This window comes from Gordonia aichiensis, assembly GCF_039946255.1.
In the GTDB taxonomy this organism is placed as follows: domain Bacteria; phylum Actinomycetota; class Actinomycetes; order Mycobacteriales; family Mycobacteriaceae; genus Gordonia; species Gordonia aichiensis_A.
The window spans coordinates 25,362-37,305 of sequence record NZ_JBCDWL010000011.1; the positions used below are offsets into that span (position 1 = coordinate 25,362).

13 protein-coding genes are annotated in these 11,944 nt (G+C 70.3%); 9 read left to right on the forward strand and 4 right to left on the reverse strand.

The features are described 5' to 3' along the window. Positions 1-116: 116 nt before the first annotated feature. The 7 genes from AAFO60_RS13675 (at position 117) to AAFO60_RS13705 (ending at position 5,676) form a co-directional block, all read left to right on the forward strand. Entirely contained in the window at positions 117-419 is a 303-nt protein-coding gene (locus tag AAFO60_RS13675; protein WP_347956764.1) for an urease subunit gamma, read from the forward strand. Positions 420-724: 305 nt separating this feature from the next. Next, positions 725-1,036: an urease subunit beta gene (locus AAFO60_RS21015; RefSeq protein WP_424308235.1), complete on the forward strand. Its 312-nt coding sequence runs from the start codon at positions 725-727 to the stop codon at positions 1,034-1,036. After that, complete coding sequence (locus AAFO60_RS13685; protein WP_347956766.1) at positions 1,029-2,738, forward strand: urease subunit alpha; 1,710 nt, start codon at positions 1,029-1,031, stop codon at positions 2,736-2,738. Before AAFO60_RS21015 ends, AAFO60_RS13685 begins: the two co-directional genes overlap by 8 nt. After that, a complete protein-coding gene (locus AAFO60_RS13690) occupies positions 2,738-3,454 on the forward strand; it encodes an urease accessory protein UreF (RefSeq protein WP_347956767.1) in 717 nt (238 codons plus the stop codon). The genes AAFO60_RS13685 and AAFO60_RS13690 overlap by 1 nt, the downstream gene beginning before the upstream one ends. Beyond that, positions 3,444-4,310 (forward strand): urease accessory protein UreD, encoded by an 867-nt coding sequence (locus tag AAFO60_RS13695; RefSeq protein WP_347956768.1) that lies wholly within the window; start codon positions 3,444-3,446, stop codon positions 4,308-4,310. Before AAFO60_RS13690 ends, AAFO60_RS13695 begins: the two co-directional genes overlap by 11 nt. Before the next feature lie 127 nt (positions 4,311-4,437). Beyond that, positions 4,438-5,184, forward strand: coding sequence for an urease accessory protein UreG (gene ureG, locus AAFO60_RS13700; RefSeq protein ID WP_347956769.1), 747 nt, complete (start codon positions 4,438-4,440; stop codon positions 5,182-5,184). 12 nt (positions 5,185-5,196) lie between these two features. Further along, positions 5,197-5,676: a Fur family transcriptional regulator gene (locus AAFO60_RS13705; RefSeq protein WP_347956770.1), complete on the forward strand. Its 480-nt coding sequence runs from the start codon at positions 5,197-5,199 to the stop codon at positions 5,674-5,676. Positions 5,677-5,709: 33 nt separating this feature from the next. Here AAFO60_RS13705 and AAFO60_RS13710 read toward each other — a convergent pair whose 3' ends face one another. From AAFO60_RS13710 to AAFO60_RS13720, 3 genes are read right to left on the reverse strand one after another with little or no spacing between them, the layout of a single operon-like run. Then, positions 5,710-6,519, reverse strand: coding sequence for an ABC transporter ATP-binding protein (locus AAFO60_RS13710; protein ID WP_347956771.1), 810 nt, complete (start codon positions 6,517-6,519; stop codon positions 5,710-5,712). Between the two features lie 14 nt (positions 6,520-6,533). After that, entirely contained in the window at positions 6,534-7,523 is a 990-nt protein-coding gene (locus tag AAFO60_RS13715) for an ABC transporter substrate-binding protein (RefSeq protein ID WP_347956772.1), read from the reverse strand. 55 nt (positions 7,524-7,578) lie between these two features. Beyond that, positions 7,579-8,664, reverse strand: coding sequence for a FecCD family ABC transporter permease (locus tag AAFO60_RS13720; RefSeq protein WP_347956773.1), 1,086 nt, complete (start codon positions 8,662-8,664; stop codon positions 7,579-7,581). Positions 8,665-8,778: 114 nt separating this feature from the next. Here AAFO60_RS13720 and AAFO60_RS13725 point away from each other — a divergent pair, with 114 nt between their 5' ends. Continuing rightward, positions 8,779-10,689 carry a potassium transporter Kup gene (locus tag AAFO60_RS13725; RefSeq protein ID WP_347956774.1) on the forward strand — a complete coding sequence of 637 codons (1,911 nt, stop codon included), beginning with the start codon at positions 8,779-8,781 and terminating at the stop codon, positions 10,687-10,689. Between the two features lie 15 nt (positions 10,690-10,704). Here AAFO60_RS13725 and AAFO60_RS13730 read toward each other — a convergent pair whose 3' ends face one another. Further along, positions 10,705-11,307 (reverse strand): hypothetical protein, encoded by a 603-nt coding sequence (locus tag AAFO60_RS13730; RefSeq protein WP_347956775.1) that lies wholly within the window; start codon positions 11,305-11,307, stop codon positions 10,705-10,707. Between the two features lie 178 nt (positions 11,308-11,485). Here AAFO60_RS13730 and AAFO60_RS13735 point away from each other — a divergent pair, with 178 nt between their 5' ends. Continuing rightward, positions 11,486-11,944, forward strand: a complete 459-nt coding sequence (locus tag AAFO60_RS13735) for a hypothetical protein (protein ID WP_347956776.1) — start codon at positions 11,486-11,488, stop codon at positions 11,942-11,944.

Genomic DNA, 11,944 nt, shown 5'->3' on the forward strand with positions numbered 1-11,944 from the left:
GTCCTCGGTAGGCCTTAGGAGGCTGCATCACCCAATCGGCTCGTCGTCCGGAGAAGTCCAATTGTGAGCCACTTCGAGCGAGGAGCCGTCCAAATTTCGAGCCTTGAGGAGTGAGTGTGTTTCTCAATCTTCACGAACAAGAGCGACTGATGATCTACCTGGCGAGCAAACTGGCATGGGAGCGTCGCGACCGCGGTCTGAAACTCAACCTGCCGGAGGCCACCGCGATCATCTCCTCCGCTCTCTACGAGGGGGCTCGCGACGGTCGGTCGGTGGCCGACCTGATGGAGTACGGCAGAGGCATTCTGACTCGCGACGACGTGATGGACGGCATCCCCGAGATGCTCGCCCAAGTTCAAATCGAGGCCACCTTTCCCGACGGGACCAAACTCGTCACCGTGACCGGGCCGATCCAGTGAGCGACGAGACGCCCGTCGCGGGCGAACCCGACGAGACCACGCCCGAGGTCCCCCTGGAGGGGACGATCGAAGGCGCGCCCCGACCGCCCGTCGAGGAGCGCGATCCCGACGAGCCCGAGCATCCCAGCGACTACCCCGGTCGCGAGTACCCCGGCGAGGGCAGCCCGGACCGCGGCAAGTTCACGAGCGCGGCCGACCGATCGCACTCGTCGGGGCTGAGCAACCCGAGCGAGCCGCGGCGCCCCGGCACCGGCGAACGGCAGGCGCCCCTGCGGTCGGCGCCCACGATCCCCGACACGACGCCGATCGTGCCGGGCGAGATCTTCCTGGCCGGCGGTCCGGTGATCATCAACGACGGACTGCCGGTCACCACCCTGCGCGTGGCGAACACCGCGGACCGACCGATCCAGGTCGGCTCGCACTTCCACTTCTACGAGGTGAACGCGGCCCTCGACTTCGAACGGGGCAAGGCGTGGGGGCAACGGCTGAACGTGCTGTCCGGCGGCGCGGTGCGCTTCGAGCCGGGCGCCGTCGTCGAAGTGGAGCTGGTACCCATCCGCGGTCGTCGGATCGTCCGCGGCCTGCGTGGACTGTGCAAAGGAGAGTTGGATGGCTGAGATCCCACGGGTCGAGTACGTCGCCTCGTACGGTCCCACCGTCGGCGACCGGATCCGGCTCGCCGACACCGACCTGGTGATCCAGATCGAGGAGGACCGCTCCGGCGGCGGCGACGAGTCGGTCTTCGGCGGCGGGAAGTCGATCCGCGAATCGATGGGGCAGTCGTGCGCCACCCGCGCCGAGGGAACCCCCGACCTGGTGATCACCGGAGCGGTGATCATCGATCACTGGGGCATCATCAAGGCCGACGTCGGCGTCCGCGACGGGCGGATCTGCGGGATCGGCAAATCCGGGAACCCCGACACCATGGACGGGGTCGACCCGGCGCTGGTGATCGGACCGTCGACCGAGGTGATGGCGGGCAACGGCCTGCTGCTGACCGCAGGCGCCGTCGACACGCACGTGCACTTCGTCGGCACCCAGATGTTCGAGCTGGCGCTGGCGACCGGAACCACGACGATGGTCGGCGGCGGCACCGGACCGTTCGAGGGCTCCAAGGCGACGCTGGCCACGCCGGGCTCCTGGTGGCTGGCCCGGATGTTCGAGAGCATGGAACCGCTGCCGGTCAACTACCTCATGCTCGGTCGCGGCAACACCATGTCCGAAGAGGCGATGTGGGAGCAGTTGCGCGCAGGCGCCGGCGGTTTCAAGGTCCATGAGGACTGGGGTGCCACACCGGCGGTGATCGACGCCGCCCTGCGGGTGGCCGACGAATCGGGGGTGCAGGTGGCGATCCACTCCGACACCCTCAACGAGGCCGGCTTCGTCGAAGACCTGCTGCGCGCGGTCGACGGCCGGACCTTCCACTCGTATCACACCGAGGGGGCGGGCGGCGGGCACGCGCCGGACATCATCCGAATCGCCGCGGAGTCGAATGTCCTTCCGGCGTCCACCAATCCGACCCGGCCCTACACGGTCAACACGGTCGACGAGCACCTCGACATGGTGATGGTGGCCCACCACCTGAACCCGCAGGTGCCCAACGACCTCGCCTTCGCCGAGAGTCGAGTCCGCCCCGGCACCATCGCCGCCGAGGACGTCCTGCAGGACATGGGCGCACTGTCGATCATGTCCTCGGACGCCCAGGCGATGGGGCGCATCGGCGAGGTCATCCTGCGCACCTGGCAGACGGCGCATCAGATGAAGCGGCTGCGCGGCTCACTGCCGGGCGACGGTCGCGCCGACAACAATCGGGTGCGACGCTACGTGGCCAAGTACACGATCTGCCCGGCGGTCGCGCACGGCATCGACCGGCACGTCGGTTCGGTCGAGATCGGCAAGATGGCCGACCTCGTGCTGTGGCAGCCCGCGATGTTCGGCGTCCGCCCGCACACCGTCATCAAGGGCGGAATGGCCGCGACGGCGGCGCTCGGCGACCCGAACGCGTCCATCCCCACCCCGCGACCGGTGCTCCTGCGTCCCGGTTTCAGCAGCTACAGCCCGTCCGCGTCGTCGACCAGCGTCGCCTTCGTGTCGCAGGCGGCCGTCGACGACGGGCTCGCGAGCCGGCTGCGAGTGGAGCGCGACCTGGTCGCGATCGACAGCGTCCGCAACCTCACCAAGGCCGACATGCCGCTCAACACGGCGATGCCGTCGATCCAGGTCGACCCCGACACGTACGGGGTGACCGTCGACGGCGAGCTCATCGAGCACCGGCCGACCTCGGAGGTCCCGATGGGGCAGAGGTACTTCCTGTTCTGATGACAGACACCGAGATCACCGCCCGCCCGAGTGCGCCGCCCGCGGGTGCGGGCATGCAGGCGCTGCTGCTGTTGGCCGACGGACGGTTGCCCGCCGGCGGCTACGCGCACTCGGGCGGCCTGGAGTCGGCGGTGAGGTTGGGCAAGGTGACCGACCTGACCGACCTCGCCCGCTTCCTGACCGGCCGGGCCTTCACCGGCGGCGCGGTCTCGGCGGCGTTCGCCGCGGCCGCGTGCCGGGCCTGTCTCGACGACGACGTCGCCCGCGTCGCACGACTGGACGCGGAGTATCGCGCCCGCACCCCGTCGCCCGCCCTGCGCGCGGTGTCGCAGTCCCTCGGGCGCCAGCTGATGCGTGCGCTCACCGCGATCGCGCCGCATCCGCTGCAGGCGCGGCTTCCGCAACGACTCGATCATCCGATCGCGTTCGGGGCGGCGGCGGCGATGCTCGGCATGCAACCGCTCGAGGCCGCCCGCGGCATCCTGCACGAGACGGTGACCGGACCGGCGATGGCGGTGGTGAAGCTGATGAGCGTGGACCCGTTCCACGCCCATCGCGTCCTGGCCGACCTGCTCGGACCGCTCGACGAGATCGCCGTCGCCGCCGCAGCCGAGGCCACCGCCGATCCCGCCGACCTGCCCGCCTACTCGGCGCCGCTGTCGGACGTCGTCGCCGAGCACCACGCGGCCCAGGGGGTGCGACTCTTTGCCTCGTGACCTCGCACCCGACCTCGCCCGTGCCTCCGATCTCGCCCGCGAGACGACGCCGGGACCGTCGTCGGCCTCGATGACCGCCCGTGCCGTCCTGCACTGCGAACGCCGCGACGGAGTGGACCGGCTGACCCGACTGCGGTCGGAGGGGCCGTACGTGCTCCGGCCCACGCACCCGAAAGCGCCCGAACCGTGGACGCGGGGCACCTCGGCGGCGGCCCGAGTCTCCGTCTCGGCCGGCACCGCCGGACCCTTGGGCGGCGATCGGCTGTCGCTGGAGGTCCGGGTGGGACCCGGCGCCGTCCTGGTCCTCAACGAGATCTCGGCGACGCTGGCCCTGCCCGGCACCGGCGGGCACGCCTCCGAAGCGGTCTTCAGCGTCCGCGTCGACGACGGCGCCACCCTCATCTGGATGCCCGAACCGGTGATCGCCGCGCGGGGATGCGATCACCGCCAGTCCATCACCGTCGCGCTGGCCGGGACGGCCCGCTTCTACCTGCGGGAGGAGCTGATCGTGGGCCGCCACCGGGAGGCTCCCGGCAACATCGCCCAGCGGGTCCGGGTGACGCGCGACGGCGTCCCGGTCTACGACCAGGATCTGCGGTCGGGGCCGCGCCACCCCGGCTGGGACAGCCCGTCGGTCAGCGCCGGAGCCAAGGCGGTGGGCACCATGGTGGTGGTCGATCCCGGCTCCGGCCTCGGCCGCGACCGCAGCGACCTCATCGACGCGAACACCGTCAGCGTCGGCGTCGACGACGACGTGGTGGTCGCCAGCGCCGTCGCCGCCGACAACCTGGCGCTTGCCGCCGCCCTCGACGAGGCGCTGCACCGACTGGGCCCCGCCTGGCGGCCGGGCCGCTGACCGCCACACACCCCGACCGACACGCCTCTGCCCGACACACCCCCGACCGCCGGCGCCCCGAACCGACGAGCCAACCCAACGATCAGGTGCACCCGATCGGGCGCACCAGAACAGACAGGAGTCGACCATGACCGACACGCAGCCCTCGACCCGCTCCACCGAACACGCGCCGACCCGGTCGCTCCGCATCGGCGTCGCCGGACCGGTCGGCACCGGCAAGAGCTCGACGATCGCGACCCTGTGCCGGGCGCTGTCGGACGAGTTCCGGATCGGTGTCATCACCAACGACATCTACACCGACGAGGACGCCCGCTTCCTGCGCTCGGAGGGCGTGCTGCCGCACGAGCGCATCCGCGCCGTCGAGACCGGCGCCTGCCCGCACACCGCGATCCGCGACGATGTGACGATGAACCTCCTGGCGGTGGAAGACCTCGAACGCGACTTCGCGCCCCTCGACATCGTCTTCGTCGAGAGCGGCGGCGACAACCTGACCGCCACCTTCTCGCCGTCGCTGATCGATGCGCAGCTGTTCGTGCTCGACGTCGCCGGCGGCGGGGATGTGGCCCGCAAGGGCGGTCCGGGCATCGGCCGAGCCGATCTGCTGGTCGTCAACAAGGTCGACCTCGGCCCCTACGTCGACGTCGACGTCGATCAGATGCTCGCCGATGCCCGCGCCGGTCGGGAGGGACGGCCGGTGCTCGGGCTCTCGCGCAAGCAGCCGGAGACGGTGGCGCTGCTGTGCGACTGGGTCCGTGATCTGCGGTCCCGCTTCCACGCAGGCGAGCACGTGCCGACCGACCCGGGGCCCATGGCGCCGCACTTCCACGCCGACGCCGACGCCGAGGGCGGCGGCTACTTCCACACCCACGAGTAGGGCGCGCCCCCGATGACTGCGCGTCACCACGAACACCACGCCGCGGATCGGGCGTCGGTGGTCGCGCAGGCGATCGCCGAACTGTCCCGGCGCGGTGAGCGCGTGACGCGGGCCCGGCGCGAGATGCTCGAGGTGCTCTCGCGGCAGCACGAGCATCTCACCGCCGATGAGGTCGCCGAACTCGTGCGTGAGGACGGCGTGCATCGAGCGACGGTGTACCGGGCGTTGGAGGCCTTCGCGGCCGCGGGGATCGTCTCGCACCGCCAGGACCCCGGCGGCGCGACCGCCTATCACCTGGTGACGCCCAGCCACCTGCACGTCCACTGCGGCCGATGCGGAACCGTCGGCGCACTGGCGGTCGACACGTTCGACGGCGCCTCGGCCGCGATCCTCGCGGCCACCGGGTTCGTCTTCGACCCGAACCGCAGCACGCTCGTCGGAGTCTGCGGCGCCTGCACGAGCGGTCGGGAGCAGCCGGGCGCACCGCGATGAGCCTGCGGCTCATCGGAAGGCGGTGACCGGCGGCTACACCGTGGTGTCGGCCGGCGCCACCCGCGCGGAGTCGAACAGGAGCTGCCCGGTGCCGTCGCCCGCGATGACGAACTCGGCGCCCACGCCGTAGACCGCCGACACGCGTTCGGGGGTCAACACGGCCGCCGGGGCACCGTGCGCGAGCACGCGCCCGTTCGCCAGCAGCACGATCCGGTCGCAGTAGCGGGCGGCCAGATTCAGATCGTGCAGCACCACGATCGTCGGCAGCCCGAGATCGCGGACGAGGGCCAACAGCTGGTGGGCGAAACCGACGTCGAGGTGATTGGTCGGCTCGTCCAGCAGCAGGCAGCGGGCCTGCTGAACCAGCGCGCGGGCCATCAGAACTCGCTGTCGCTCACCGCCGGACAGCTCCGTGAGGCCGCGGTCGGCCAGATGCAGCGCACCCACCCGGTCCAGCGCCTCGACCGCCAAGGCCTCGTCGGCGGCCGCCCCGCGGTCGAACAGACGGCGATGGGGCAGTCGGCCCATCAGCACGGTCTCGGCGACGGACAGCTCCAGGTCGCCGGGCGGCTCCTGGACCACCACCGCCACGTTGCGGGCCATCTCCCGCCGGGGCACGGCGGCCACCTCGCGCCCGGCGAACCGGACGCTGCCCGCGTCGGGCCGCAAGGCACCGTGCAGCAGGCGCAGGAGGGTCGTCTTGCCGCTTCCATTCGGTCCGACGAGTCCGAGCACCTCGTCGGGCCGGGTGGAGAAGGAGACGTCGTCGAGGACGGGCGTGCGGCCGTAGCGGAGGCTGACCGACTCGACCTCGAACAGGGCGGCAGCCGGTCTCGGATCCATCTGCGCCCGATCCATCAGCGCCCGTCCAGTTCGTCGGCCAGCATCTCCAGGCCGCGCACGGTGAGCGGCGACGCGGGTTCGGTGAAGTTGAACAGCTGAGTGATGACTCGCCCGCCGGTGATCGCCGCCATCGACTCCGCTCCCGGAAGCGAGGTCAGCGCCTGCCTCACCCCGCGGGGGGATCCCTGGTACAGCAGGATCACCACGTCCGGGTCGGCGTCGATCAACTCTTCCGGCTGGACTTCGAAGACCCGCTCGGGCACGTCGCCGAAGACATTGGTCAGTCCCAACGCGGTGAGCTGCGGCTGCGCCATGCTGCCCCGACCGTAGGCGTAGGTGGTGCCGCCGCCGACCGTGGGATACAGGACCGCGGCCGTGCGCTGGGGTGCGCCGGCCGAGCGTCGTTCGACGTCGGCGACGCGGGCACGCAGGTCGGCGACCAACCCCTCGGCCTGTGTCCGACGGTCGAACACCCGACCGTAACGGCCGATCTCGTCGTACAGGGTCTGAAACGATGCGGGGGCTGGGGCTCCGGGGCAGAACACCTGCTGGATCAGCGCGTTGGCGCCCGCATCGTGCAGGGCCTGGCGCGACACGCCCTCCGGGAGGGCGAGGACCAGATCGGGGCTCTGGGAGAGGACCTCCTCCTGCGAGATCATCAGGTGGCCCGACGAGTTCATCTTGTCGGTCAGCGCGGGCACCGCGTTCACCTTCGCGGCGACCTCGGCCGGGTAGTACTCGGCCGGAAACGACCCGGCGCGTGCGACGACGCGGTCGAAGACGCCGATTCCATCGAGGATCGTCACCGGCGCGCTCTCCAGCAGCAGCACGCGCTCGGGTGGCGTCTGGAAGGTGACGTCGACTCCGCAGTTCTCGACGCTGATCGGGAAGCCGGCCGGCGCCCGACCGGAGTCGACGGCCGTCGACGAGGCGCACCCGGCGACGCCGATCACGGCGCCGACGGCGAGGGCGAGCAGTTGAAGGGTTCTGGCGGCACTGTGCACGATGGCCTTTCTCTCGTGGGGACTCGCGGCGGCCGAAGCGCCGCGCGGGCGGCTCTCAGCGGGCGTGCGAGACGGTCATCCGGCGGATCAGGATGACCAGGAAGGGGGCGCCGACCATGGCGGTGATGATGCCGATGGGCAGTTCGCGCGGCTGCATCACGACGCGTCCGAGTGCGTCGGCCCAGATCAGCAGGACGGCTCCGAGCAGGGCGCACACGGGCACCAGGCGGGCGTGCGCGGCACCGACGATGCGGCGACCCAGGTGGGGGACGACCAGCCCGACGAAGCCGATCGCTCCTGCCGCCGCCACCGAGACGCCGGTGCACAGGGACACCACCAGCAGCAGTTGCAGTCGGACGGTGTCCGGTCGCACCCCGAGCGCGAACGCGGTCTCGTCGCCTGCGGTCAGCGCATCGAGCCGGGGTGCCCAGATCCTCGCCAGGAGCGTCGTCAGCGCGACCACGACGAGCACGGTCACCAGGATCGCGTCCCAGTGCGCGAGGGTGAGTGAGCCGAGCATCCAGAACATCACCGACCGGGAGCCCTCGGGATCGTCGGAGGCGAAGATCAGGAAGCTGGTAGCGGCAGACAGGGCGTAGCCGACGGCGATCCCCGACAGCAGCAGCCGGATCGACGTCACGCGGCCGTTGGCGCGGGCCAGCGCGAAGACCAGCAGTGACGCCGCCAGCGCGCCGACGAAGGCGCCGAACGGCAGTGCGTACTGGCCGGCGCCGGCCGCGTACCCGAACAGGATCGCGCCGGCGGCGCCGGTCGAGGCTCCCGAGGAGATGCCGAGCACGTAGGGGTCGGCGAGCACGTTCCGGACCATCGCCTGCAACGCGGCCCCGCACACCGCCAGGCCCGCGCCGACACCGACGGCCAGCAGCACCCGTGGCACCCGGAGCCGCCACACGATGGATTCTTGGGCGGGGGTCCAGTCGGGGTCCACCGACAGCCCGAGGTGATGGGCCAGGATCCGCAGCACGGTGGCGGGACTGATGTCGGCCGGGCCGATGCCGATGCTCATCACGACGCTGACGACGGCGACCGCGGTCAGGCCGACGATCCACAGTCGGCCGCGGCGCCGGGAGTGTGCAGTGAGCCGAGGGTTCGGCCGGGTGTCGGATCGGTCTGCGGTCACGATCCCGGCTGCCAAGGCACATCCCGTGTTTGCTGCGACATTGTTGCAGGAAGCCTAGCATCGGAATTCGAACGCTCAGCACATCCCAAGCCCGAACCGCGTAGCGTCGCAAGAATGTCTCAAGAGACCTCACGGGTCGTGTCGCCGCTGAAGGCGGCGATGGTGGTCGGTGCGCTGGGGGTGGTCTTCGGCGACCTGGGAACCAGCCCGATCTACACCGTCCAGACGGTGTTCGACCCCCACGATCCGCATCCGATCGCGCCGACGGTCAACAACGTGTACGGCGTCATCTCACTGATCTTCTGGTCGATCATGATCATCGTCACCGTCACCTACGTGTTGCTCGCGATGCGCGCCGACAACGACGGGGAGGGCGGCATCCTGGCGCTGATGACGCTGCTGAAGCGGTGGGCGGGGTCGATCCGACCGCACCTGTTCGTGTGGCTGTCCGCGCTCGGGATCCTCGGCGCGGCGCTGTTCCTCGGCGACAGCATCATCACGCCCGCGATCTCCGTGCTGTCCGCCGTCGAAGGCCTCAAGGTCGTCGATCCGCGTCTGCACTCCTGGGTCGTCCCGCTGACCGCGGTCATCGTCTTCGTGCTCTTTCTGCTCCAGCGGTTCGGCAGCGGCCGAGTCGGCAGGCTCTTCGGTCCGGTGATGGCGGTCTGGTTCGTCGTCATCGGCGTCCTCGGCGTCCGCGGCATCCTGGTGGAGCCCGGCATCCTGCGGGCCTTGTCGCCGACGTACGCGCTGGGCTTCGTCACCGGGCACTTCCACATCGCCTTCTTCGCCCTCGCAGCCGTGGTCCTGGCGGTGACGGGTGCCGAAGCGCTGTACGCCGACATGGGGCACTTCGGCCGCAAGCCGATCTCCACGGCGTGGATCGCGATCGTCGCTCCCGCCCTGACCCTCTGCTACCTCGGGCAGGGCGCCCTGATCCTTCACGACGTCCGGAACGTGAGTGCGCCGTTCTTCCTGCTCAGTCCGGGCTGGGGCCAGATCCCCCTGGTGATCTTGACGACGATGGCCACCGTGATCGCCGCGCAGGCGGTGATCTCCGGGGCCTTCTCCGTCGCCTCGCAGGCCGCACAGCTGGGGTACATGCCCCGACTGCGGCTGCTGCACACCTCCGACCGCGAGTACGGGCAGGTGTACGTGCCGTGGCTCAACTGGTTCCTGATGGTCTCGGTCATCACGCTGGTCTTCGCGTTCCGCAGCTCGTCGGCCCTCGCCTACGCCTACGGCATGGCGGTGACCGGGACGATCGCGATCACCACGATCCTGTTCTTCGTGGTGGCACGCCATCGCTGGCGGATCCCGTGGTGGGCGCTGCTGCCTGCGGCGGCATTCCTGCTGACCGTCGACGTCCTGTTCTTCGCCGCGAACATCACCAAGTTCGTCCACGGTGCGTGGCTGCCGCTGGTGATCGCGATCGCCGCATTCGTCATCATGACCACCTGGCGTCGAGGCCGGCTGCTGGTGGCGGCGCGGCGCAGCGCGCTGGAGGGCCCGGTCGACGAGTTCCTCGCCTCCCTTCGCGAAGGCCGTCGCGAAGCCACGGTGGTCGAGGGGACGGCGGTCTTCCTCAACCGCGACCCGGCGAGCGCCCCGCTCGCCTTCCGCGCCAACGTCGACCACAACCGGGTCCGGCACGAGCACGTGCTGATCGTGTCGGTGGAGGTGGCGACGACTCCCCGGGTCGACCCCGCCGAGCGGGTCCGGCGGATCGACCTCGGCATGGGGGCCGACGGTGTGCGCGGCATGATCATCCGCTTCGGATACGCCGATCCGCCGGACGTGCCCGCGACGCTGGCCGCACTCGACGACACCCCCGCCGACGTCGACCTGGCGAACGCGACGTACTTCCTGTCGACGGTGGAGATGCGCCTGAGCGACGAGCCCGGGCTCGCGAGCTGGCGCAAACGAGTCTTCCTCGCCAGCTCCCACGTCTCGTCCGACGCGAGCGATCACTTCCGGTTGCCGCGCCAGCAGGTGGTGGTGCTGGGGGCGCAGATTCCGGTGTGATCAGCACGCGGGGTGTCAGTGCAGGGCGATCACACCCCCGGTGGGCGTGTCGGTGCGGCCGGAGCCGCCGCCGATGTCGCGCGCGATCCAGACGCCCGGAGTCAGCTGTCGGTATTCGTGCAGGCTGATCTGCAGGCCGTTGAAGTCGCGGGAGAAGTCGGCCGCGTACACGGGGCCGCCGTCGACACGCGAGGTGCCTTCGACGACGGGGGCGCCCGCGTCGCGTCCCCACGCGTAGTTCTTGTACACCCACGGCTCGCCCTGCCGGGTGGTGAAGGTGAGGGCGTCGCCGAGCGTGCTCTGCGCCCGGGTAAAGGCCTTGGCGGCGTCGTAGGGGAGGTGGTCGCCGCGGAGCTGGAAGACCGGCAGCAACGACAACGTCTTCCGGCCCACCGGGCGGGTGCCGACCGGAGCCTTCGCGAACAGCGCGAGGATCTCCTCGGTGCTGCAGCCGTTCATCAGGGAGGCGACGGTTCTGGCATCGTTCGAGGCGTCGATGAGGCAGGAGGTCGGGGGAGTCGGCCTCGCCGAGGCCGGTGCCGCGCCGAGAGCCATCGAGGCGATCGATGCCGCCATGATCCCGGCGACCATGCGCCGTGTCGTCTGAACGAAGTACATCGCGACAGTAAACTGTACCGTTTGCGTAGATGCAACCGGCGGTGGCACGAGATTCACATCACCTCGGTACTTTGGGCCCTTGTCACGCGGCTTCGTCATGTCATTATCTGGGACGGATGCGGGGGGACTTCGATCTGCAGCAGTGTGCTCGAGACGACGTCCCGCGACGGGAGGACGGATGCTCACAGTGGCGGTGCGCTCGAATGAGGTCGACGGTGACGCGTCGGTCCGCGGCGCAGTGCGGACTCGCCAGGACGTCGTGGTGATCGCGCTGGTGCTCGTCTCGGCGGCCTCGGTCGTCGGGCACAGTTTCGTCGAACTGTCGATGAGTCCGGCCTCCGACTACGTGAAGTTCATCCCCGCCGTGGTCTATCTAGCTCTCGGCGTGTTCGGGTCCATGGTCCGGACCCGGACACCGACGGCCTGGGTGATGATCGTGTGGGCCTGGGTGATGATGGTGATCGCCCTGGTCACGATGCTACCGACGGTCGGCGCGCCCGAGCAGTCGGCGCCGGTCTACCACTATCTGTTCCACGTCTTCTTCGCCGTCGTCCAGGTCGTGTTGGTGGCGGTGTTGATCCGCCGGTTGAGCCGTGACGGAGCGGCGTCGGCCGGCCGGCGCGTCGGTCGACGCTGA

Coding starts and splice junctions, on each gene's coding strand:
- AAFO60_RS13690 (WP_347956767.1), top strand. CDS start 2,738: ATGACAGACACCGAGATCACCGCCCGCCCGAGTGCGCCGCCCGCGGGT.
- AAFO60_RS13735 (WP_347956776.1), top strand. CDS start 11,486: ATGCTCACAGTGGCGGTGCGCTCGAATGAGGTCGACGGTGACGCGTCG.
- AAFO60_RS13685 (WP_347956766.1), top strand. CDS start 1,029: ATGGCTGAGATCCCACGGGTCGAGTACGTCGCCTCGTACGGTCCCACC.
- AAFO60_RS13725 (WP_347956774.1), top strand. CDS start 8,779: ATGTCTCAAGAGACCTCACGGGTCGTGTCGCCGCTGAAGGCGGCGATG.
- ureG (WP_347956769.1), top strand. CDS start 4,438: ATGACCGACACGCAGCCCTCGACCCGCTCCACCGAACACGCGCCGACC.
- AAFO60_RS13730 (WP_347956775.1), bottom strand. CDS start 11,307: ATGTACTTCGTTCAGACGACACGGCGCATGGTCGCCGGGATCATGGCG.
- AAFO60_RS13710 (WP_347956771.1), bottom strand. CDS start 6,519: ATGGATCCGAGACCGGCTGCCGCCCTGTTCGAGGTCGAGTCGGTCAGC.
- AAFO60_RS13705 (WP_347956770.1), top strand. CDS start 5,197: ATGACTGCGCGTCACCACGAACACCACGCCGCGGATCGGGCGTCGGTG.